The organism is Candidatus Cloacimonadaceae bacterium, assembly GCA_030693415.1.
GTDB lineage: Bacteria > Cloacimonadota > Cloacimonadia > Cloacimonadales > Cloacimonadaceae > JAUYAR01.
In genome coordinates this window covers 1-22,745 of record JAUYAR010000064.1, presented here as the reverse complement: position 1 = coordinate 22,745, position 22,745 = coordinate 1, and the positions used below count along the sequence as shown (strand labels likewise).

The 22,745-nt window shown below is 48.3% G+C and carries 21 protein-coding genes; 10 read left to right on the top strand and 11 right to left on the bottom strand.

What is annotated here, in order from left to right:
- The 10 genes from Q8M98_04320 to Q8M98_04275 form a co-directional block, all read left to right on the top strand.
- Positions 1–203 (top strand): T9SS type A sorting domain-containing protein (locus Q8M98_04320; protein MDP3113984.1); only part of this gene is annotated, 203 nt, incomplete at its 5' end.
- Between the two features lie 865 nt (positions 204–1,068).
- Entirely contained in the window at positions 1,069–2,586 is a 1,518-nt protein-coding gene (locus tag Q8M98_04315; GenBank protein ID MDP3113983.1) for a T9SS type A sorting domain-containing protein, read from the top strand.
- A 32-nt stretch (positions 2,587–2,618) separates the two neighbouring features.
- Positions 2,619–3,689: a Nif3-like dinuclear metal center hexameric protein gene (locus tag Q8M98_04310; GenBank protein MDP3113982.1), complete on the top strand. Its 1,071-nt coding sequence runs from the start codon at positions 2,619–2,621 to the stop codon at positions 3,687–3,689.
- A 30-nt stretch (positions 3,690–3,719) separates the two neighbouring features.
- The gene (locus Q8M98_04305; GenBank protein ID MDP3113981.1) at positions 3,720–4,745 is read left to right on the top strand and encodes a beta-eliminating lyase-related protein; all 1,026 of its coding nucleotides are present in this window, start codon (positions 3,720–3,722) and stop codon (positions 4,743–4,745) included.
- A gap of 86 nt (positions 4,746–4,831) precedes the next feature.
- Positions 4,832–5,380, top strand: a complete 549-nt coding sequence (locus Q8M98_04300) for a hypothetical protein (GenBank protein MDP3113980.1) — start codon at positions 4,832–4,834, stop codon at positions 5,378–5,380.
- A 12-nt stretch (positions 5,381–5,392) separates the two neighbouring features.
- Positions 5,393–6,553, top strand: coding sequence for an ATP-binding protein (locus Q8M98_04295; protein ID MDP3113979.1), 1,161 nt, complete (start codon positions 5,393–5,395; stop codon positions 6,551–6,553).
- The gene (locus Q8M98_04290; GenBank protein MDP3113978.1) at positions 6,550–7,908 is read left to right on the top strand and encodes a sigma-54 dependent transcriptional regulator; all 1,359 of its coding nucleotides are present in this window, start codon (positions 6,550–6,552) and stop codon (positions 7,906–7,908) included. The genes Q8M98_04295 and Q8M98_04290 overlap by 4 nt, the downstream gene beginning before the upstream one ends.
- Positions 7,909–8,266: 358 nt before the next feature.
- Positions 8,267–9,499 carry a hypothetical protein gene (locus tag Q8M98_04285; protein ID MDP3113977.1) on the top strand — a complete coding sequence of 411 codons (1,233 nt, stop codon included), beginning with the start codon at positions 8,267–8,269 and terminating at the stop codon, positions 9,497–9,499.
- Positions 9,492–10,490, top strand: a complete 999-nt coding sequence (locus tag Q8M98_04280) for a DpnII family type II restriction endonuclease (GenBank protein MDP3113976.1) — start codon at positions 9,492–9,494, stop codon at positions 10,488–10,490. Before Q8M98_04285 ends, Q8M98_04280 begins: the two co-directional genes overlap by 8 nt.
- On the top strand, positions 10,483–11,448 hold the full coding sequence (locus Q8M98_04275) for a DNA methyltransferase (GenBank protein MDP3113975.1): 966 nt from the start codon (positions 10,483–10,485) through the stop codon (positions 11,446–11,448). Before Q8M98_04280 ends, Q8M98_04275 begins: the two co-directional genes overlap by 8 nt.
- 68 nt (positions 11,449–11,516) lie before the next feature.
- Here Q8M98_04275 and Q8M98_04270 read toward each other — a convergent pair whose 3' ends face one another.
- The 11 genes from Q8M98_04270 to dnaA all read right to left on the bottom strand — a co-directional run bounded on the left by Q8M98_04270 (position 11,517) and on the right by dnaA (position 22,148).
- The gene (locus tag Q8M98_04270; protein ID MDP3113974.1) at positions 11,517–13,214 is read right to left on the bottom strand and encodes a metallophosphoesterase; all 1,698 of its coding nucleotides are present in this window, start codon (positions 13,212–13,214) and stop codon (positions 11,517–11,519) included.
- 35 nt (positions 13,215–13,249) lie between these two features.
- Positions 13,250–14,095 carry a trypsin-like peptidase domain-containing protein gene (locus tag Q8M98_04265; GenBank protein ID MDP3113973.1) on the bottom strand — a complete coding sequence of 282 codons (846 nt, stop codon included), beginning with the start codon at positions 14,093–14,095 and terminating at the stop codon, positions 13,250–13,252.
- A gap of 14 nt (positions 14,096–14,109) precedes the next feature.
- Entirely contained in the window at positions 14,110–14,859 is a 750-nt protein-coding gene (locus Q8M98_04260) for a DUF116 domain-containing protein (protein MDP3113972.1), read from the bottom strand.
- A 4-nt stretch (positions 14,860–14,863) separates the two neighbouring features.
- Entirely contained in the window at positions 14,864–15,805 is a 942-nt protein-coding gene (fmt, locus tag Q8M98_04255) for a methionyl-tRNA formyltransferase (protein ID MDP3113971.1), read from the bottom strand.
- Positions 15,802–16,377, bottom strand: coding sequence for a peptide deformylase (gene def, locus Q8M98_04250; protein MDP3113970.1), 576 nt, complete (start codon positions 16,375–16,377; stop codon positions 15,802–15,804). The genes fmt and def overlap by 4 nt, the downstream gene beginning before the upstream one ends.
- Positions 16,374–16,715 carry a preprotein translocase subunit YajC gene (gene yajC, locus Q8M98_04245; protein MDP3113969.1) on the bottom strand — a complete coding sequence of 114 codons (342 nt, stop codon included), beginning with the start codon at positions 16,713–16,715 and terminating at the stop codon, positions 16,374–16,376. Before yajC ends, def begins: the two co-directional genes overlap by 4 nt.
- Before the next feature lie 9 nt (positions 16,716–16,724).
- Positions 16,725–17,213 carry a phosphatidylglycerophosphatase A gene (locus Q8M98_04240; protein MDP3113968.1) on the bottom strand — a complete coding sequence of 163 codons (489 nt, stop codon included), beginning with the start codon at positions 17,211–17,213 and terminating at the stop codon, positions 16,725–16,727.
- Positions 17,214–18,470, bottom strand: coding sequence for a peptidylprolyl isomerase (locus tag Q8M98_04235; GenBank protein ID MDP3113967.1), 1,257 nt, complete (start codon positions 18,468–18,470; stop codon positions 17,214–17,216).
- A gap of 9 nt (positions 18,471–18,479) precedes the next feature.
- The gene (locus Q8M98_04230) at positions 18,480–19,286 is read right to left on the bottom strand and encodes a peptidyl-prolyl cis-trans isomerase (GenBank protein MDP3113966.1); all 807 of its coding nucleotides are present in this window, start codon (positions 19,284–19,286) and stop codon (positions 18,480–18,482) included.
- A 3-nt stretch (positions 19,287–19,289) separates the two neighbouring features.
- Positions 19,290–20,510, bottom strand: a complete 1,221-nt coding sequence (locus Q8M98_04225) for a hypothetical protein (protein ID MDP3113965.1) — start codon at positions 20,508–20,510, stop codon at positions 19,290–19,292.
- A gap of 306 nt (positions 20,511–20,816) precedes the next feature.
- Positions 20,817–22,148 carry a chromosomal replication initiator protein DnaA gene (gene dnaA / locus Q8M98_04220; protein ID MDP3113964.1) on the bottom strand — a complete coding sequence of 444 codons (1,332 nt, stop codon included), beginning with the start codon at positions 22,146–22,148 and terminating at the stop codon, positions 20,817–20,819.
- Between the last annotated feature and the right edge of the window lie 597 nt (positions 22,149–22,745).

The following is a 22,745-nucleotide window of genomic DNA, read 5'->3' as shown; positions in this document are numbered from 1 at the left end:
ATCTCCGCCTCGATTCCAATGCCAAATCCGAGGTCAATTTCCGCATTTTCAATCTCCGCGGTCAATTGGTGGGAGAAATCAACGCCGCGCCAAACAGCACCGTCAATTGGAAAGCGGATAAGAAACTCGCCAGCGGAATCTATTTCGTCAAAGCCACCCAAAACAGCATCAGCCAAAGCACCAAAGTACTGAAAATCAAATAAGCTTTGATAGCATCCAACATCATACCCCGTAGGTTTTTTGCCTCCGGGGTTTTTTGATTTAAACACCGAGTGTGGTGGTGGAGACTGCTCAAGTAAATTTCCATAAATTTGATGGTGACAGTCGAGGCAATTGTCATTACGATCGTAATCTCACTACCTCGAGTGATGGACTGCGGACAAGAACCGACGGGGACGTCGGTAATTCCATAATCATGGAACGCCGACTCATGGAGCGTCGACGTCCCCGTCGGCGACACGAAGGACATCTATCTGATATTAAATGCTTTGACAATTCCAGCAGAAATCCGTTTCTTCCTCCTTAGCATTACGGAATCAATACGGACTTATTACGGACTAAGTCCGTATTGACTCCGTAATGCTCAGGAGAGAGATAGGGTATGCAGGTCGTAATGTGTTGAGGAATAACGATATAGATTGTTTTGCCCAGAGGCATGACTTTTCACGGTTATTCATTCAGGAATTATACAGTTTCCGCATTAATATGGCGTAATTGTGGTTTCACTCGCTATGTGTGATGTTCACCGCTACAGTCGCCGAGGGAATAGATATCCTTCGTGTCGCCGACGGGGACGTCTGGCGTATGGATTTACCGACGTCCCCGTCGGTTCATGTCCGCAGGATCGGTTGCAGATATGTGGATGGTTTACGATATTGGTGGATGTGTGATGTTCATCGCTGCTATCGCCGACGGGGACGTCTGGCGTTCCATGAGTCGTTTTAGTTGTCATTTGACACCCACATCCATGTGAAACGCGAGCATAAAAGCATTTTAATACTTGACGGTAATAGCGAGCTGAGCATCCTTGGATAAAATAAGTTTGATTCAAACATAAGGGATGAAATTATGAGATTTGTTGCTTTATTAGTTTTGTGTTTCGTGCTGTTCTTGCCCGGGTTGAACGCCCAGGTGAACGGACAGCTACAAACAATCGACGGCAAACTGGTGCTGCATGTGTGGGGCGATCATTACGAGCGCGGCTATGCTCAGGGGTATATGTTTTCAAATCGCATACTCACATTGTTTAACGACTATTTTTACGCAAGCGTATGCGGAAACAACCCCATGGTTTACAATTATCTACTGAGCTATTATAATAACTGTTTCACGGTTGAACCAAAGTTTGTGTTGGAAATCACCGGCATGCTGGAAGGCATCGCAGCATCCGGACAAAGCCTTTACCACAGCGGTTTGCAGCGCAATCTGGGAATCTCTGACCTGCTGATGATAAACGCTATCGTGGATCTCAACCCGGTGCGCAGTGAGTATCTTGGGCGGAATGAACACGAGCTCGGATGCTCCTCGATCAGCAGTTGGGGAGCGGCTACCACAAACGATCCGCATTTAAGCGGAAACCTGATCTTCACCAGGTTTATGGATTGGGCAAACCACCCAGCCCTGATCGCCAATCCAGCTCTGATCGTGCATCATCCCTCCGATCCTCTTGAACAAAAATGGGCGTCCTTTTTCTATCCAGGCATGATCGGAGCGCTTTCTGGGATTTCTGATTCCCGTAGCGCTGCTTTTCTAAACATGGGAAACACCCACGGCGGAGATAACTTCACCAATCTGCGGCACGTGCTTTTCAGCATCCGCGAGGCGCTGGAAACCTATGATTTCAACGGTGATGGACAGCACAACCTCGGAGATTTTAACGCGGCTCTTTCCACCTATCGATTCCGCGCCGGGACGATCATTCACACCATGCTGGATGACGATGCCGGCATCGAGCCCGCTGTCTTTGAATGCAATAACTTTGGCTCCGTGATGCGCACTCAAAGCCAAAACGGAAGCTTGCCACAGGATCACATTGCCGCCACCAATCACTTCCGCCTGCTCTTTGAACCAGTATATTGCTACCGCTACACAAACATTTTCAACGCTCTGACAGCCAATCCGCATATGAGCCTAAATAGCCAATGGCAGATGCTTTCCGCCGCTGCGGGGGTTCCGGCAAACCTGATGGCGATCCAGTATATTCCTTCGCTTGAACAGATCTCCTGGTCAACCGCGAGCAGCATCAGTCCCGCTTATCAAAATCCTCCAATGACGCTTTCCACCTCCTCTTTGTTTGCTTTCAACCCCACTCAGATATCCGATCCTCTCATACCGGTTGTTTCAAAGATGAGCTTTTATCCCAATCCGCTAAAGAAGGGTCAAAGCCTGAGGATCAAATCTGCCCAAACCTTATCCGCTATCTGCATCTATAATCTCCGCGGACAGAAACTTGCGCAAAGGGACATCAACCCTGAAAACCATGAACTGTTTCTTGATAACGAGCTGAAATGCAGTGGCATCTATCTGATCAAAGCGATTGATATCCATGGGCGCACCACCACTGCCAAGCTGCTGTGGATGAATTAGTAAAAGGGAATATGATGCTGATCTGCAACTTGATGGAACATATCGAGACTTTCGCGCCTCTCTCTCTGGCGCTGGATTGGGACAACGTGGGATTGATGGTTGGGGATCCGAAACGCGAGGTGAAAAAAACGCTGATCGCTCTGGATATCACTCAACGCGCCGTGGAGTATGCGATTGAAACCGGCGCCGATCTGATCCTATCGCATCATCCGCTCATCTTTCAAGCACTTAAAAAGATCACTGATCCCCTGCTGCTAAAATTGATCGAGCGACAGATCGCCGCCGTCTGCCTCCACACCAATCTCGATGTGGCGCCTTATGGAGTATCCCACGCGTTGGCGGAAAAGCTGGATTTTGAGATATTGGATCATCTGAGTATGGAAAGCGGCGGCAAGTGGTTTCACCTCTGCGTGAGCGTTTCTTCCGAGCATGGCAAAGCAATCCTCAAAGCGGCTTCCACTGCTGGCGCGGGAAGAATCGGGGCTTATGATTCCTGCTCCACGAAGATGTCCGTCCAAGGCAGTTTTCGTCCTCTGAAAGGCTCCAATCCCTATCTCGGAAAAGCGGGAGAGCTGAGCCGGACGCGTGAGGTATTAATCGAATTTATGGTGGACGAAGGCGCACTGCAGTCTGTCCTTGCCGCCATCAAACAAGTCCATCCCTTTGAAACGCCCCTGCTCTACTATTTCCCGGTGACAAATTCCAACCCCGCCCAGGGCTTGGGCTTACTCTGCAAAGCGAAGGCTCCCATGACTTTGGCACAACTCGCGAGGCATACAAAGCAGCGTCTTGGCTGTCCCGATCTGAATATCTGGAACGCGGGAAAAAGCCTGGAAATGACGGTTGACCGCATCGCCATCTGCGGCGGAGCGGGAAATTCCTTGATCAAAGATGCCGCGCGCAAGGCGGAGGTCTTGATCAGCGGGGACATCAGCTATCACAATCTTTTGGACAGCCCCATCCCGATTATCGATGCCGGACATTTTTACACCGAGTTTCCGGTGCTGGAGTATCTTGCCGGGCAACTTTCCCACATCGACATAGCTTGCGAAATCCTGCCGATTGAAAAGCACGATCTTCCCTTGAAGCAGACGCGGATTTGATAATTTAATCACTACTTTAAGGAGTTAAATATGTTTCCTGTCAGTTTTGGCAGCGACAATCACAGCGGAGTGCATTATTCCGTCTTTTCCGCGATGCAACAGGCAAATACCGGTTTTTGTCCCGCCTATGGAGACGATCCTTTGACCGAGGAAGTCCTTGCCGCAATCGTTCGTCTCTTCGGTGGCGATTGTGACGCCTGGTTCATGCTCACCGGAACGGGCGCGAACGTCCTTTCCATCCAGTCTTTGATGAAGTCCTACCACGCCGTCGCCTGCGCCGCCACTTCGCATATCAATGTGGATGAATGCGGCGCCGTGCAAAAGTTTACCCAAGCGCGCCTGCAACCAATTCCAACGCCGGATGGGAAACTCACTCCCGATTTGATCAAACCCCGTCTGATCGGCAACCGGGATCAGCACCATTCCCAGTTTCGCGTCCTTTCCATCACCCAAAGCACCGAATACGGAACGCTTTACAGCATCGACGAGATCAAAGCTCTGGCGGATTTTGCCCACGCCAACGACATGTATCTGCACATCGACGGAGCGCGTTTGGCAAACGCAGCGGCGGCACTAAATTGCGGTCTCAAAGAAATGACCAAAGACGCGGGAGCGGACATTGTCAGCTTTGGCGGAACCAAAAACGGACTCCTGTTCGGCGAGGCAGTGATCAGTTTTCAGCCGCGCATCACTCACGACATGAGATTTTATCGCAAACAATGCAGCCAACTTTTCAGCAAAATGCGCTTCATCGCCGCACAATATCAGGCATATCTTGATCAAGAGCTATGGCGCCGTAATGCCTTGGCGGCAAATAATATGACACGCCTCTTGGCAGATAGATTGAGCGAAATCCCGCCGGTGAAGATCACCCAGGAAGTGGTCGTCAATTCCCTATTCGTAATCCTGCCGCATTATATGATTCTTCCTCTTCAGGAAAAATACCATTTCTACACTTGGGACGAAGCCATCGACGAAGTGCGCCTGATGTGCAATTTCAACACGCTCCCCGAACATATCGACGACTTTATAGCCACGCTGAAGAGGATCCTGTAAGATGGCACATTATGCCAAACCGGTGCTTGACAAAAATTGCATGAAAGCGTGAATGACACCACAGATAAAAAAACAAGGCGGTGACTATGCTTGAGGCTTTGGCGGCGAAGGCGCTTGCCCTGATGGCAAGCCTTTCGATGTTCCTCTTTTCGTCATATTCGGGCAATGATCCAAGTCTGTCCGTTTTGAGAGGAGTATCCGGAAAGAGCTATCTGCAGCTCGAAACACGTCTGATCGGCGCGTTTGAAAACGACTTTGTGGACGTGTTCAAATCCGGTGCCCCGATTCCCGTCAACTATACTGTCGAGATCAGGTCAAAAGGCAAGATCAAGGGCACTCGCGCGTTCAGCAACGTTGTCAGATACGATTCCCGCTCAAACAGCTACAAAATCATTCAATCCGGATCGGGCAGAACCTCTCACACCTCATCCTACCAGACAATGTTGGAGGAAGTCTCGCTGCTGGAATGCTCTTTGCCGATCGAAACAAGCTGGGGGGAAGTGAAGGTGCGGCTCGAAACCTGGCTGCCAACCGTCCATTTTGACCAGATCGACCGCCGGGTGGATCTGATCGTCTTGTGGAAATTCCGGCGTCCCTCGGTCAGCGCTGTCTTTGACCTGCGGCGCCTGTCATAAAAGGAAGCATCGATGCGTTTTGCCAGAGCTGGCTTGAGAACCTGGATCCTCTTGCTCTACATCGTCATCTCCATCGGCGGATTCGCGCTTTTGAACAATGTATTTCAATCCATGCAGCACAAGCTCAAAGAGGATATCGGCAGGCTCGAACTGGTTGGAGAACTTCGCGATCTCAAAATCGCCAATCCTGAAGATTCGCTTGCCATCAACCGCATCGCGGACACCTTCTCTCAGGCGAAGGGAAGCCTCAGCCTGACCCTTTCTCAGACGCGGATAAACAGCGCCCTCATCCTGCTGACGGTGATCGTCTTTTCCACTCTGATCTTCATCATCGTGCTTTCCCGCATCAGCAAACCCCTGCGCGAGCTGAAGGAAGCCACCGAACAGATCCGCAGGGGCAATTTCTCCGTGCATCTTCCCGAAACCGGCATCCATGAAATGAAACTGCTCAAAAACTCCTTCAATGTGATGTCCCGCGAGTTGGAGGCAGTGCAAATACGCTTACTCGTGGCGGAAAAAGAGATGATCTGGAAAGATCTTTCCCGCATCCTCGCCCACGAGATCAAAAACCCCCTCACTCCAATCCAACTCAGCATCCAGCGCCTCGAAGAGCGGTTCGCGGACGATCCTGAAAGAATTAATCAAATCCTCCCCGAGGCGATCGACATCATCAATCAGGAATTGGAGAATCTCCGCCTCCTGGCACAGGATTTTTCCAGCTTTGCCAAGATCGTCCAACCCCACAAGGAAACCTTCAACCCAGCGGACAGCATCCGCGAAATCTGCAAATCCTATATGGCGGATTATAACATCATCCTCGAACTTGAGACGGATCACCTCATCAGCTTCGATAAAACCCATTTTTACCAGATAATTACGAACATTTTGCAAAACGCCATCGACGCTTCCCAACCGGAGCATCCGATCAGCATTATTCTCAACCGGGAAAAGTCCTTTGCCGTCATCAACATCAAAGATCAGGGCGCCGGCATCGCTGTGGAAGACCTGCACCGCATCTTCGAACCCTATTTCTCACGCAAGAACAAAGGCACCGGACTCGGACTGGCTTTGGTCAAAAGACTCTGCGAAGCCAATGGAGCAATCGTTCGCGCCAAGAGCAAACCTGCCATGGGTAGCGAATTCCACCTCATCATCGAAAAGGTAAACACATGAAAATATTCATCATAGACGACGAAAAGAACATCTGCCGCAGCCTCATGGACATCCTCGAGGACGAAGGCTATCAGGTCAAAACCTGCAACACCGGAAGGGAAGGACTGCTCACTTTTGAAGAATTTGAACCCCATGCCGTGATCCTTGACGTCAAACTTCCGGACATCAGCGGCATCGAAATCCTCGGCAGGATCAAGAAAAGCGATCCCTCCGTCCCAGTGATCATGATCTCCGGAAACAGCAATATCAGCGATGCCGTCAAGGCGATCAAGATCGGCGCCTTCGACTTTTTGGAGAAACCACTCAGCCTTCCCAAGGTCAAGATCACAATCAAGAAAGCGCTCGAATTCCAAGCCCTCAACCGGCAAATGCTCAGCCTCCAGGAACAGTATCTTCTGGATTGGGCGATGATCGGCGAAAGCGCTGCCATGCAAGAGCTTAAGATCATCATTGCCAAGATCGCGCCCAGCAATGCCAAGATCCTCATTCAAGGCGAAAGCGGCACTGGAAAAGAACTCGTCGCCCGTCTCATTCATGCCCACAGTGAACGCGTGCAAAAACCATTTGTCAAGTTCAATTCCGCCGCCATCCCCAGAGAGCTTGTGGAAAGCGAACTCTTTGGCTATGAACGCGGCGCCTTCACCGGAGCCGACAAACGCAAGAAAGGCAAGCTCGAGGAAGCCGATGGCGGCAGCCTCTTCCTCGATGAGATCGGCGATATGGATTTGGCTGCGCAGGCAAAAATCCTGAGAGTGATCCAGGAAGGCGAATTTGAACGCGTGGGCGGAAACGAAACGAGGCGTATCGACGTGCGCGTCATTGCCGCCACCAATAAAGACCTGCCTGGCATGGTGTCCACAGGTGCATTTCGAGAAGACCTTTTTTACCGCCTGAACGTGGTGCCGGTTTTCACTCCTCCGCTGCGCGACCGCAAGGACGATATCCCCTTGATCCTCAATCACTTCTCCCGCATCATCGCCGGAGAGCTCAAGGTGAAGGAAAAGACATTCAACCCCAAAACAATCGAACTCCTCCAAAAACCAGATTATCCGGGCAACGTGCGCGAGCTCCGAAACATCATCGAACGCATCTATCTCCTCTGCGATAGTAAAACTCCCGATCCTTCAGATATCAACGCACTGCTCTTTGCCGGCGTAAACTCATCCTCCCCCGGAAACGACCCGTTCTGGAATCAACCCGCATCTTTCGCGGATAAAAAACGCGAATTCGAGCTCCGCTACCTCGGTGCCCAACTCAGACTCCACAAAGGCAGCGTTTCCAAAACCGCCGCAGCGCTCGAGCTCCAGCAAAGCAATCTCTCACGAAAACTCCATGAACTCGGTATCCTGCAATGAATTGAACGCGGCTAAAAAAGGCGTTAGCGCAGCATGCCGATGCTGCGGAAGCCATTCGTTGATCAGTCTTATTTCAGAATGAACGATTTGATCCTCACACAAATTGCCAAATTCCCAATTTATTCCCTGCCCTGAGTCCATGTATGCTTTCCAGTTTGGCTGCAAGGAAAAGATCATTTGAAACTTCAATATGGTCTGGAGTATTGCCATCTCAATATTCGAGAGATTAACAACATTGTTCTTGACGAAAAAGCTGCATTTTCATCAGAGTGAAAACCATACATTGGTGAGCCTCTTTATTATTGAGGACAAGCAATAGATCACAAGTTAGAGCTGTACATAAAGATCGGGAGATTAAGTGCTTTTAGAAGAAATTCAGTCATTGACGGACAGGTTATTCCAGGGGCAGGTTGACCTTCTGCCTGGCGTGAATGAGGTATTTGAGCTTGAGCTATCATATATGGAGTATCATTCACTTGAGAAAAGGGAATTGCTTGATAGATCAGCATATTTCAAGTCGGTGGGTGGCGAACTTACCAGACACTACAAGCTTTTTTCCAAAGCCATTGATGGTGTCATCGATGACTATGTAAATGATGAAAGTCACCAGTTTTCATCAGGATATGCGAGCCATGGGCTTTTTCCCTACCGGGGTAAGTTTCATCCGCAGATGATCAAAGCTCTGATGAATATTACGGGTATTAAAGCCGGAGATAAGATTCTTGATCCAATGGCAGGCAGCGGCACTACAAACATCGAAGCCGCCCTACTGGGTTTTGATTCATTTGCCATAGATGTGAGCCCCTTTTGTCAATTTATGATACAGACGAAACATGAAGCCTTGTCAATCGATCCATCGTTGTTAGAATACCTTCCACCCAAGCGTTATGATCTTTTTGAGTATTTTGAGAAAGGAAACGTGTTGGCACGATTGGATGATATCGCCGATCCGGAAAAGAAAAAAGTCTATAACCTTGCTTTTTTAGCCTACTTAGACGCCATGGGGTATGCTAAAAGAGTAAAAAAATCAGATCATCCACAACTTTTCGGAAAAGTGCTCATAAAATACCATACAGCGATGAAGAACTTTTTGACCAACCCTTTATATCCTGAACTACATATTGGCCAACTGAACATGGTCTCTGAACCATGCGCCATGAACATGAACATCGAGGATTCGTCCATAGACTGCGTTATCACTTCACCGCCGTATTCATTTGCCATAGATTACATGGAGAACGATTACGATCAGTTAGTATTTCTTGGATATGATCCTGAGATAATTAGAACAAAACTGATTGGACTGAAAGGAAAAAGCCGTAGCGAAAAGCTGGATTTGTATTTTAACGACATGGATAAGGTATGTAGTGAAGTATCCAGAATATTGAAATGCGGTAAGTTCTTCATTATGGTGATTGGCTCAAACACAAATCAGACAGGGGGGATTTGTTTGGAAAACACGATAATTGAATCAGCTAAGAAATATAACATGCCTCTGGTAAAGAGCATGTTGAAGCCAATACGTGGGATGAGGAATACAATGAAAGATGAGTATGTTCTGATGTTTAAAAAAGGAGAGATGAATGCCTAAAAAGGATCCGAGAATAGCTGTTGTGGAGAACAAAAATACATATTTCTATTACAACCCAACTTTTGAACAGCATAATGAAGCCAATATCACGGCACTTAGAGAAACTTTGGTTATACTGCACAAAAACCTGAAGGGGAAAGAAAAGAAAGAAGATATTATTGTAATATTTGAAGACTTGCTAAGGACAAAAGAGTACGGTCTCAAGGCGCTTCAGGCTTTAACAGGCGTTTCCAATGAGTTGTTCTTGAGAATAATAACGCTTATCAGAATAGTTAATGATAAGGAACTCAACGATTTGACGTATAAGAAGTCATGGTGTACAAAAGAGGAAGTTGATGAAATTATAGAATGGAAAACGGATAGAGTTAAGTCGATGCTGAAAACGAATACACACTTTGTAAAGGGAGTTATCAGACTCTTTTTCGAAGGAGCATCAACTCCATATTTAGCTAAGACATTACCTCTATTTGAATTACAGAAATTCAAAATGGGAAAACTAAATTTTGACCTTGAACAGTTATTGGATACTATTGTGCGATACAAAGAGAAGGGAAGTTATTCAGGTAAAAAGGACAATAATCCGGAGCAGCTTCTTGAAAGGCTTCTTGATTCAATGAGTATAAGCTTCGAAAAAGGTGATTTAACAGACATAGTAATAGATTCTCCCTTTACAAAGCGTAGAATGGACTTCATTATACCAGATAAAAACGCCCCGAGGTTAATAGTTGAATGTTCGTATTTAGTTACAACTTCCTCGGGACAAGGGGATAAGGCTAAAACTGAAATCTCAATTAAGGAACTTATTAGAGCCCGGCATAAAATCGCGAAGTTCGTGGGATTTGTAGATGGTATTGGATGGCTCGTTAGAAAAGGTGACCTTGAAAGAATGGTCTCAGCATATGATCACGTTTTTACATTTCATGAGGATGAAATAGATAGATTTCGAAAACTTCTTGAGGAAACAATGGGGTGCTCAAAAAAATATGACTAATAGTATAAATCAAATCATTGAGGGGGACTGCCTCGAACTATTCAAGGCGATTCCCGACAATTCGATCGATATGACATTTGCCGATCCGCCATTCAACCTAAAGAAAGGATATAACAGTTATAAAGACAGTTTGGCGTTTGAGGAATACTTGAAATGGTGTTCGCTATGGATATCAGAGATGGTAAGGGTAACCAAACCCACGGGCTCGATCTTTGTTCACAACATCCCGAAGTGGCTCACTTATTACGCTATATACTTGAATAACATTGCGAACTTCAAACATTGGATAGCTTGGGACGCCCCCTCTTCTCCCATGGGCAAATCTTTGCAGCCATCTCATTATGGCATATTGTTTTATACAAAGACGAGCAACGGGGCAAAAATCTATGAGCTAAGGCATCCCCATAAGCGAAACCGCAGTACTGGTTATCTCCAAAAAGACTATGGAGGTAAAAAGGACTTGCTTCATCCTTTCGGGCCATTGGTCTCTGATGTTTGGACTGATATTCATAGGATTAAGCATAACTCAAAGCGAGATCCACATCCCTGTCAGCTACCCATTCACTTGTTGGATAGATTGATTCTTTTGACTACGGATGAAAATGACATTGTTTTGGATCCATTTTGTGGAACAGGGACAACCGCTATAGCAGCAAAGCGATTGGGGCGTAACTATATAGGTTTTGAGATAGATAGTGAATATGCGAAAATTTCAATGGAAAAACTGAGTCATATTCAGTCAGACTCCAAGCTTGGCGCATCTTGGGTTAGTTATTACCTGGACGATATCATTACAATTAGAAATATTGATTGGCTATCATTGAAGGAACACTTTGATATTCCAGATCCTGTTAGATACATTGATCAAACCAAGATCAGGCTCAAACCAGCACAATTAATTGCTCACCCAATGATCGATCCATTGAGGATTCCACAGCATATAGCGCATGTAAAGTAACGACGACCTGGGGTTTTCATTTTCCGAAAACCGTGATAGTGATGCCGATCCCTGCCCAAGCTCTTGAATTACCGGCTTTTCACCACTTTTTGCACAAAGCTGCCCCTACGTGATGAGGCGCGGATGAGATAGATTCCGCTTGGAAGTCTTTCTCCGCGGTCGTTGGTTCCATCCCATTCCAGCGCAGAAATTTCGTTTGATATCTGCCTCGTCAGATCGCGAACGTGTTCTCCACGCAGGTTATAGACTTTCAAATCCATCCGCTCTCCCTTTTCCTGATTGAGGAGAATAGTGAGCAATTCCGAAAATGGATTGGGATAGAGGGATCTGATCGGGCTAAATGCCGGAACGTGTGTGGGATCATCGTTTGCCGTGTTTGGATGGGCTTTTACGCTCACATATTTCACGATATTCGCACCGCTATTGACGCGCACATAGCAGACGTTGTGGGCTCCGCTGCGGTCAACCTGTTCGAGCACACCGTTGGTGACCGAGTAAATGTCGTTCCCGGAGGGCATCTTGAATTTGATCAGCGCGTTTTCAAAAGCGATGCTTTGATTGTTTGAAAAGATGGCGAGGACGCTGTCCGCGGCGGCATTGTTGGAGGGATAATAGGCAATATTGACATTGTTTCCGTTGCTTCCGGCATAGATGGTCGTCAGTGGTTGAAGGTTTTGTCCGTTGACCCGCACGACGCGATAGGCTCTGTTGCCATCGCAGACGCTTCTGGTGCCGATGTTATAGGGTGGGTTAGTCATGTTGCCGGTGTTGTAGTGAACGTGTCCCCAGATGCCCATTTGTGCGCCCAGAGCGGAAAGATTGATTTGGTCTGAGAAGTCATAGTGATAGAAAAGCACTTTAGTTTTGCCAGGATGCAGGGCAATTTGGGTGTTCAGCCAAGTGATCTGGCTATAGATAAAGCTTTGTCCGCCATAGATGTTGGCGCGCCAGTTGTCATAATTGATATAGGATTCCAGCCCGATATAGTGCAAATCTCCATAGGTGAAACTATAATCCTGGGTAAAAAGTCCCCATGTGCTGTTTGAATTGTTGAGCCATCGCCATCCGAAATACTTCCACCAGTTTTGCCTTGCGCTGCCCTGCGGAGCGGGAGTGGAGTTCCATCCGCCGACGTCGTGATTGCCGTTGGTGAGGAAAACCGGCACCTCAATCTGGGCGATGAGGCGTTGTGCCCAGCCATACCAATACTGTCCTGAGAAGTTTTCGAGCTCGCCTTCGTTGAGCAGGTCTCCGGTCAGCAGCACAAATTCCGGTCGGATCAGATTGATGTCCTCAATCACGGAGCGAAGGTCGTTCACAGCCAAAGAATCGGTGTTGTATCCGGCATTGGGATAATAGATCCGGGTCGGCAGATGGGTATCGGTGATATGGACGAAATAATAGTTCGTTTTCCGGGATGGTATCACGTTGACGGCGTTGCTGGAGGTGTCTAATATCCCTCCCGATGCCCGCACCCGGAGGTCATATTGCTCAAAGACAGGAACGGAAGGAATAATGGTATTGATCAGCCATCGCTCAGGAGTCGTAACATACTGCGCGGAAATCACCTGCAAAGGAATGATCTTGGCTTTGTGGATCAGTTCCGCCTGCCAGTTTGTTGTGGTTTGAGGAGCGATGCAGACGATGGTCATCGTTTCGCCGGGAATGTGGATGGCGGGGATGTTCAAGATCGGCATTTGGATCACGGTGAGAGTGTCCCCAACCGCGTTCCAGGGGCTTACAGCGCCGATACTAACTGCATACATCAGCAGTAAAAGAGTGAAACTTATTTTGAAAAACTTCATATCCTGTTGACTATTTCCTTGACCCTGTCGATGGGGATGGCAAAACCGATGCCGATGTTGCCGCCGCTTTCCGAAACGATGAAAGTATTGATGCCGATGACCTCGCCGTTGATATTCACCAAAGGTCCGCCGCTGTTTCCGGGATTGACTGCGGCATCGGTTTGGATCATGTTCCGGTATGATCGGTTATCTTCGCGAGGGGCGAAATTTCTATTCACTGCGGAGATGACTCCGACTGAGACACTGGGCATGGAATCATTCATCAAAAAGCCATAGGGATTGCCCAAAGCGATAGACCACTCGCCGATGATGAGACCCTTGGAGGTGCCGAGTTTGGCGTGGGGGATGTTGTTTCCGTTGATCTTGAGCTTGGCGATATCCAGCTTTTCGTCCATGCCAACGACCTGAGCGTCAAACTCCCGTTTGTCCGGAAGGACGACCTTGATCTGATTGGCGCCGCTGACGACGTGGGCGTTGGTGATGATATATCCGGCGGAGTCATAGATCACGCCGGTTCCGATGCTTTGGATCTGGCGCTGCATGGGTGCAAACTCGAAGAAATCGAAGAAGGAAAAGCCGAAGGGGTTGCCGCCACGCACCATTTGGGTCTTGAATACATTCACGCTCACAACTGCGGGACCGACCTCCCGCGCGGCTCTGGTAATGGCGTTTTCGCGTCCTGCGAGGGCACCCTTTCCAGCATCCGGTTTATCGGTTTTGCCATCGAACATGGATGTCACATCGAGGTTGCGGGCGTTATTTTTGTTGATCAAAACAATGGTGACGGCAGCGTTGATGATGATCACGGCGATGAGGAGGAAGATGAAACAGCCTGTGCGCATGGGTTTTATCCGCTTCAAATGAACTTTTTGATGGCAAACTCGATGGTGGAGATGCTCACTGTCGTCTCAAAGCAAGGGCCTTTGGGGTGCTCGTTCAAAACGGCATAGACGGGGAATTGCCAAGCGTCGCGGACACCATCGACAAGATCGCGATGACAAGCCACGGCGATGATCACGTCCGGTTTTTCATCGGTGATCAGTTTCCTTGCCAATGATCCGCCGGTCGCCACTGCCGCATGTACCTGATATTTATCCGCCATGCCTTTGATGACGGCGATGTCGCAGGAGCCGCATTCTTCGCAATTGATGATGTCGGCGGTGATGCGGATTTTGCAGTTTGATCCTTGCAGGCAGTGGGGCAGCAATATCAGTATTTTTTCATGCTTGTCATCCTGATGGGCGGTGAGCACAATCTCGTTGTTGAAGTGCAAAAAGGACTCCATCAAACCAGCTTTTCCCTTGAAGAAAATAGCGTTTAGCCACTTGGCAAAATAGAAATAGATGTGGAAGAGCATCCATTTCATATAGATGCTCAAGCTCTTGCACTTCAGCTTGATATGGGTGGATGTCAGGATCAAAATCCAAGTTCCAACTAATGCGATGATGAGTAGGAAAATGATTAAATAAACCACTTTTCCCACCGGAGAAAAACCCAGTCTTTGATAGCCGACGAGGGCAAAACCAAAGAAGACTGCGCTGATGGCGATCAGAGCCAATGCCACAAAAACGGGGAACTTTATTACTGCGAGATAATGTTCTTTCATGTTGTCACTTCCATAATTTATCGCCTGTTTGAGCTCTGGAGCCGAGCAGCCATGCCCAGCTATCCATGATCTTCTTTCCGGCGGGTTGAATAGTTTTTATCAGTATCGGATGATCGGCGCAATTGACCGTGAAACCGGTGTTTTTAATGATGCTGTCGATGCTTCCCGGCTCTCCGGATAGGGGTGTTTCGAGCTTTACCGCGGATAGAAACTTGAGCGGTTCGTTATTGTAATATTGAAAAGCACCGGGCTTGAGGGAAAAAGCGCGGATACGGTTGACGACACTTTCCGCGGGTTGATGCCAATCGAGCAGCATGTCCTGCTTTTCAAATTTACCGCATTGGGTGGCGAGGGAGTCGTCCTGGGGGCTGAGCTTTGCTTCATAGGCGTCGATATTAGCCAGATATTCGATCAGCATCTCAGATGCGAGATTTGCCAAGCGTTCGTGCAGGCTGCTATAGTTTTCGCCTTCATCGATTTCCAGCTTTTGCTGCATGATGATGGGACCGGCATCGAGGCTTGCCGTGAGGCGGAAGATCGTCATGCCGGTGGTTCTATCTCCTGCGAGCAGAGCGGATTGGATTGGTGCCGCGCCACGATATTTTGGCAACAGTGAAGGGTGTAGATTGATGGCTTTCCTGGCTGCCAGATTGCGGATTCTCTTTCCTAACATGCCGCCATAGGAAGCCGTGACGAAGAGATCCGGCATCAGGCTATGCAGGGTTTGGAGCGTTTCCTCGAAATTGATGTTATCGGGCTTGAATAATTTGATGCCAAGCTCCGCGGCGCTTTTTGCCAAAGGACAGGGAGCCGATGACAGGTTTCTGCCTTGAGGACGATCCGGCTGAGTGATCACCAGCAGCGGTTTGACACTTTCGCTGATGCGTTTCAGCGCAGCAATACCAAACTCCGAGCTGCCGATAAATATGATCCTGAGCGGCTTCATTCGTCTTCGTCCGCAATAAAGATATCCGTGCGGATGTTCTCTCCGTTGACGGTGCCTTTTTCCAGTTCCTTGAGGCGGCGCTTGAGTTTCAGCTTGGCGAGGCTGCCGATGCGGTCTGTAAACAGCACTCCTTCGAGGTGGTCAAATTCGTGCTGGAAGACGATTGCATCAAAACCTTCGGCGCTTTCGCAGTGCTGCTTTCCATCGATATCCGTGTAGGAATATCCGATGCGGGAGGGACGGCAGACATTGGCAAATATGCCGGGAATACTGATGCAGCCTTCCTCATTTTCGCTTTCGCCGGCATAGCTTTCGATCACCGGGTTGATCAGAGCGACGGGGTTTTTCTCGTTGCCTTCTCTGCTCCAGAGAGGATCCATCACGAAGACGCGGATGCTTTTACCTGCCTGCGGTGCCGCGAGTCCGACGCCGTCACGCAGATACATCGTGTGGACGAGGTCTTGAATGAACTCGCGGATTTCGTCTGTGATAGATTCGATTTCATCTGCCTTGCGGCGCAGCATCTCGTCTCCGTAAACGCGCACCGGAAGAAGTTTGGGAAGATATGTCATGATCGATTGGCTGGTTCCTTGTCGGTGAGATTGAGGATGCTGGCGATGGCGGAGCGTTGGAAATCGACCCGGATCTTATTTGTCTCGTCGATCTCGATGACGATGATGTTTTTGTCCGGTTTGATCGATACGACTCTGCCGTAGATTCCGGAGGAAGTGAGCACTTTGTCGTTCACTTGCAGGCTTTCAAGCATCTTCTGCATCTCTTTCTGACGCTTTTGCTGGGGACGGATCATGAGAAAATACATGATGCCGAAGATCAGTACCATGAAGATGATCGGACTTCCGAAGAGTCCTCCTGTGCCTTTGTCGGCGGCTTGAAGTAGCATATATGTCATTTGTTTCTCCTATATTCCAAAGAATCTTGGGAATATTCTGATTAGTATTTGCAAAGCTATATTGGCATAAAAACCGGCTACGAGGTCATCGAGGACGACACCCCAGCCTTTTGAAACTTTCTGTGCGCGGTTTGCCGGAAATGGCTTGGCGATATCAAAAACTCGAAACAGCACAAATGCGTAGATCGCGGTCATCAGTCCGTGGGGCAGAAATAGCACGGCAACGAAATAGCCGCATAGTTCGTCGATCACGATCTGAGGCGCGTCGTGCCCAAGGCGTTTCTCCGCCAAAGTGGAAATCAAGGACGCGGCAAGCGAAAATACGATCAGCGCGGCGGCAAAGATATATGCCGGCACGCCGTGAAACCAAGCTCCCGGCAGGATAAAATATATGAGCGCCGCCACCGCTGTGCCAAAAGTTCCCGGCATAAAAGGCAAAAATCCGGTGCCGAAAAGACTGGCGATAAAGGTGACGAGATCAAATCTGCGCGATTGCATCTAAATCATGATCTGGACGTAGGATGCGGCGATCAATTCCGCCACCCATTCGTCATAAACTTTCATTTGTTTGTTCTGGAAGAGGAATTTGCCGATTTCGTCTTTGATCTCGTCATAGGTGTAAAGCCTGGAAGGATATTCCTTGAGGCGCACGAAAAGATAGAGCATGCCTTCGTTTTCCAGCACTTCGGTCGGCTCGCCGATTGGGGTGGACATCAGCACTGTGGCAAAGAGAGGCGGCATTTCTTCCTGGGCAAAATCTCCGATTATCCCACCCTTGGAAGCGGTATCGACATCTTCGCTAAATTGAGTGGCAAGCGTGGAAAAATCCTCTCCTCTGAGATAGCGGGCGCGGATATTTTCCATCAGATCAAAGGCTGCCACGCTGTCCTGCAACGTGGGAGTGAGGATTTTGAGTATGTGTCGCGCACGTATTTCCTCGCCGCGTTTTTCCTCGACTTTGATCAGGTGATAGCCAAATTCGGTCTTGACGACATCGCTCACTTCGCCGATGCCAAGCTTGAAAGCGGCATTTTCAAAGGTTTTGACCATCATTCCTTTGCGAAAATAGCCAAGGTCTCCGCCCCTTGCCTTGCTGGGACAATCGCTTTCAAGGTTTGCCAAAGCGGCAAAATCCTCGCCGGACATCGCACGCTCACGGATAGCTTTCATCCGGTTCAGCTTTTCTTCCTGGGTGGCTTTGCTGGCATTGATCTCCCGCATGATCATTCCCGTCTTCCAGGATACGGGACGCACTGCCAGGGAATCCTTTGTGGTCTCATAAAAATTGCGTATTTTGGTTTCGGAAACCACCGTCTTGGATGATACGAAACGATCCACCAATTGCTCCGTCATGGCGTTTTCCGTGAGCATATCCATATAGTATTTGAGCAAATCCGCCTGGGTGAGCTTCATTTTGGCGAGATCGACGTTGAATTCCGCCTCGGAGGGATAGCGGGCTCTGATCTCTCTGATATAGCGGTCGGCAAAGGTTTTGATCTTGGTTTCATCCACTTTGATGCCCAATTCGCGGGCTTTCTGCAGCAGCACTTTCTGCTCGATCATCTGATTCAAAACGTCTTTTGGTGTGATATCTGGGGTGAGTTTTTTGGCGCTTTGCATCTGCATCATCTGTTTGTGGACGTCGCTCATCAGGATGATGTCGCTTCCGATCTTGGCGACGATGCGATCCACGAGTTCGGCGTTGATCATTGTCAAGCAAAGCATTAACAGCATTGCAATAAGTAATCTCTTCATTCTTTTATCCTAATAATAATAGATTTTGTCGTTGCGCATCTTGAGCTCGCGCAGCAGGCTCTGATAGATATCTTCCTGTTTGTCCAGCAGGATCCTGGTTCTGATCTCCGCTCGATATTCTTCAAATCCGGCAGGCTCAGTTCCTTCGCGAGTGCTAATGTGGCGTATAATATACCAGCCACCGCCGGCAGCGAGCAGCCCCAATTCCTTGTCCCTGAGCTTGCGCGCGGCTTGCCAAAAGAGGGAATCGGCTCCAATGGCATTGACGAAGCCCATGTTGCCAAAATTATCCCGCAGGTTTTCCTGGGAATAGCTAAAAACAGCCTCGTCAAAGCTCGTTCCACCGGCGATTTTTTCATACAGCGCTTCGGCAGCGATCTTGTCCTTGAGAAAGATGCGTTGCACATTATATTCCATCCTGTTCTTCGTAAAGTCCGCCTGATGGATGCGATAGTAGTTAAAGAGCTGATCATCTGTCACTTGTATCTGGGAAAGTTTTTGCGCGATGAGCGCGTTTGCCTTGATCTTCTTGGTGGCATATTCGATGCGTTGCCGCGTTGCAGTTTCCTTGCCCAAGCCGGTTTGGTCAGCTTCCTGAGCCAGAAGGGTGACGTTTACCCAGTCCTCGACGTATTTCTTTTTATGCTCGGAGCTCAGTTTATTCCATTCCTCTTCGCTGAAAGTGGATTTGAATCCTTCCAAAGAAAGGATATCCTCGTTGACCTGCGCCAAAGGAGTGCCGCTCTGTTTGCCCATTTTACAGGACATGAAAAACAGCAGCGCAAGGATCAGCAAAACCAACGGAAGTTTTTTCATAGCTTATAGATATGGCGGAGTGTAGGTGACTCTCAGCTTGGGTTTTTTGCCTGCCGGTGCGTCATTGAAATGCCAGAGCTCCAATTTGCCAAAATTGAGCATCTCCTGCATTGAACGGATGATAACGCCTTTATTGGCTTGATTTCCGGAGGTGTATCCCTGGACAAGTGGAGTGATATTTACGACGACGCTGTCGCCCCGGATAAAGGTTGTGGTCGTGATTCCGGAAACGGCATCCGTATCGGTTAGTTCTATCGCGGTGAGTATCGAATCCCTTGATACTCGATCTCCGCGCAGGCTGTATTGAACCGAACTGCCGTAATAGGGATTTTCCTTCACGTGGAAGATCAGCTCCGCCTTGTTGATCGTGAGCCGCTGGCGGGATAGAGCGTCTAACACTGCTCCATTCATATCCTTATAGAGATCAAAGTTGTCCAAAAACTTCACATAGATGCGGGAGGGACTGATATTTCGGATCACCCATTGATCTGTGAGAAGCGGCGCCAGATCCGTATCGACGCGATAGCTGTCTCGCGTGGCGCGGTTTTTATATTCTTTCTCCGCCGCCGGTGTGCCGCTGAAGTATTTGAACCGCAATGAAGGTCCTCTGCCCGTTTCTGTTGCCCGCATTTCCACCCAGGCACCAACGTTGCTTTTGATCACCAGATTCCAGCCCAGGGTATCCGCGTCGGAGGCATTGAACCAATTTTGAATCGCGGAGACCGGAATCGGGATGCGAACCTCCGTCCCAGCCGCCAAAACCGTATCCGGAATCGTAAAGCACTGCGTCGAAATCAAGGTCATGTTCGCGTCCTGGATCGAATTGGTGGAATCCGCCGCCCAGACTTGATTGAGTTTATACACGTCAAGATTGACGGGATAACGGATCAAAGGGGAACGGCGCACCAGGGTCAGTTCCAGATAGGTGGAATCCTGATAGCCCACCGGGATGGAAAAATCCTTGGGCAAACCGGTGAAACGCATCACCGCCGCCGCCTGCAATCCCTCAAAGTTTCCGACTAACAGATTGCTTTCATTTCCGCTTACGGTTTTCGTAGCCGCATAGCTGAAACCCATGTCAAAAGAAGTGCTGTCTGTGAAACTCAAAGGTCTCACGTCCGACCAGTTGTTTCCGGTTGGGTTGGTTTTCCTGGTGCAAGCTGTTGCAAACAGGATCAAAATCACGCTCAGCGTGATTCCAAAGGTCTTTCTGAACATCATCATAAATATAATCCTAAAAGAGTTCTTATTTAGATTAGTAGTATTAGTAGGCACTGTGTATAAGGGGATAAACGGTCAACCTTTTTTTTAACACACTGCCTTCAAAGCAGTAAGAAAGGTGCCGGTGCTGTGGACAAATTGTGGATAAACAAAGGATTTTGTGCCAGCTTATCCACTGTTTTGAATCGCGGATCTTTTGCCGCATACTTATGCACATCCTTGCACAGAATACTCTCCACGACTGTGGAAAGAAATCTGGAAGATGAGCTATCGTATTGGATGACAAAGATTTTCGGTTCATCTGCTTGCTTAGTGTCTGATATTCTTGATCAGCATTTCGATGTGGGAACGGAAACTGACGTCTTCACGAAACTGGTTTTCAATCATTTTTTTGGCATGGAGGACGGTGGTGTGGTCTTTTCTTTTGTAATATTCCGCAATCTCCTTGAGAGAAAGCTGCGGAATGAGCAGATTTGCCAGATACATCGCCACCTGTCGCGGAAAAGAGACGTTTTGTTTGCGGGTTTTGTCCACAATCTGGGGAATGGTGATGTTGTATGCGATGCAAACCTGTTGAGTGATGGCGTCCATCGTGATGTCTTTTCGGACTTCGCTGATCATGTCGCTAAGGATGGTTCTCGCCACATCGGTATCGATATCCTCAGGATTAAGCTTGTTGTATGAAGCATAGGCGAGGATGCGGATCAGTGATCCTTCCAGAGCACGAACGCTGGAGGAGATTGATTGGGCGATGAAATTGAAAACTTCGTCCATGAGCTGGATGTTTTCCGGCTCCGCTTTTTTGCGCAGGATCGCCACACGGGTCTCAAAATCCGGTTCCTTCAGATCACATAGCAGCCCGCTTTCAAAGCGTGTCACCAGTCTTTTTTCCAGATCTGGAATGTCCTTTGGCGGACGGTCAGAGGTCAGCACGATCTGTTTACGGTTGTCAAAAAGCGCGTTGAAGGTGTGGAAAAACTCTTCCTGAGTGCCTTCCTTGCGGGAGAGGAAATGGATGTCATCCACTAATAGCACATCGATCTTGCGGAACTTGTTTCTGAAATTCTGCATTTTGTTGCCGCGGATGGATTCGATCATTTCGTTGGTAAATTCCTCGCTGGTAGTATAATAGATGCTGCAATTGCGTCCTTCTTTGAGCACAAAGTTTCCGATCGCCTGCATCAGATGCGTCTTGCCCATTCCGCTCTCGCCATAGATGAAAAGCGGGTTGTATGTATAACCGGGAGATTCCGCCACTGCCCTTGCCGCTGAATTTGCAAAATTGTTGTTTTTACCCACTACGAATTGATCGAAATTGAAGCGGTCATTGAGCTTGGAATTGAGCACCACGCGGTTTGAACCATATTCCGTCAGCCCAGTTTTATCCTGACTGGGACGATGGGGCTGGGAAACGAACTGCACCTGATAGCGACGGTTGTAGAGGGCAAAAGAAATCTCTCCCAATGCCTCGGTGTAGTTTTGATTCAGATAATTTGCCGCAAACTGCGTCGGAACCCGGATGATCAATGCCTTGTCGTTCATGTCCACCAGTTTCGTTTCCGAAAACCAGGTGCGAAAACTTTGGGGATTGATGTTCTCCTCAAGCTTGTCCAAAATGTTCTGCCAGATGTCTTGATCCATTTCTCTATCCCTATAAAAAGATTTATTTATCCACAGAGCGTGCCACAAGCGGCCTGCATCTTTGAAACACACAGTAGCTGACTGTAAATTATGATAGTTGTGACTAACTTACCAACTGAAAACACGTTCCGTATTTGGAAGTTATCCACATGTAATACACATTATTCACACACCATGCGCAAACCCTGTGATATTGAAACAACTGCGTGATCTGCATACCAGTCTCGGCACCGCAAACTTCAAGAATTTTCAGAGCACTGCTTTTGTCAAGCAGCTAAATCACTTATTTTTTGAAGCTTAGGAAAGCATAATATCGCTATTATCCATGTTTTTTAGCTTATTATGACACTGACAGGCTATTGGAAATAATTGGAGTATAGAATGTAATATACTGATGTGTTTGGTGATAGAGATTTATCAAATATATAACCGGTGAATGTGTGGAAGTATATGGAATTACCGACGTCCCATGAGATTATGGAATTACCGACGTCCCCGTCGGTTCATGTCCGCAGGATCGGCTACAGATTTCTGGATGGTTTACGAAATTGGCAGATGTGCCAAGTTCATCGCTACTATCGCCGACGGGGACGTCGG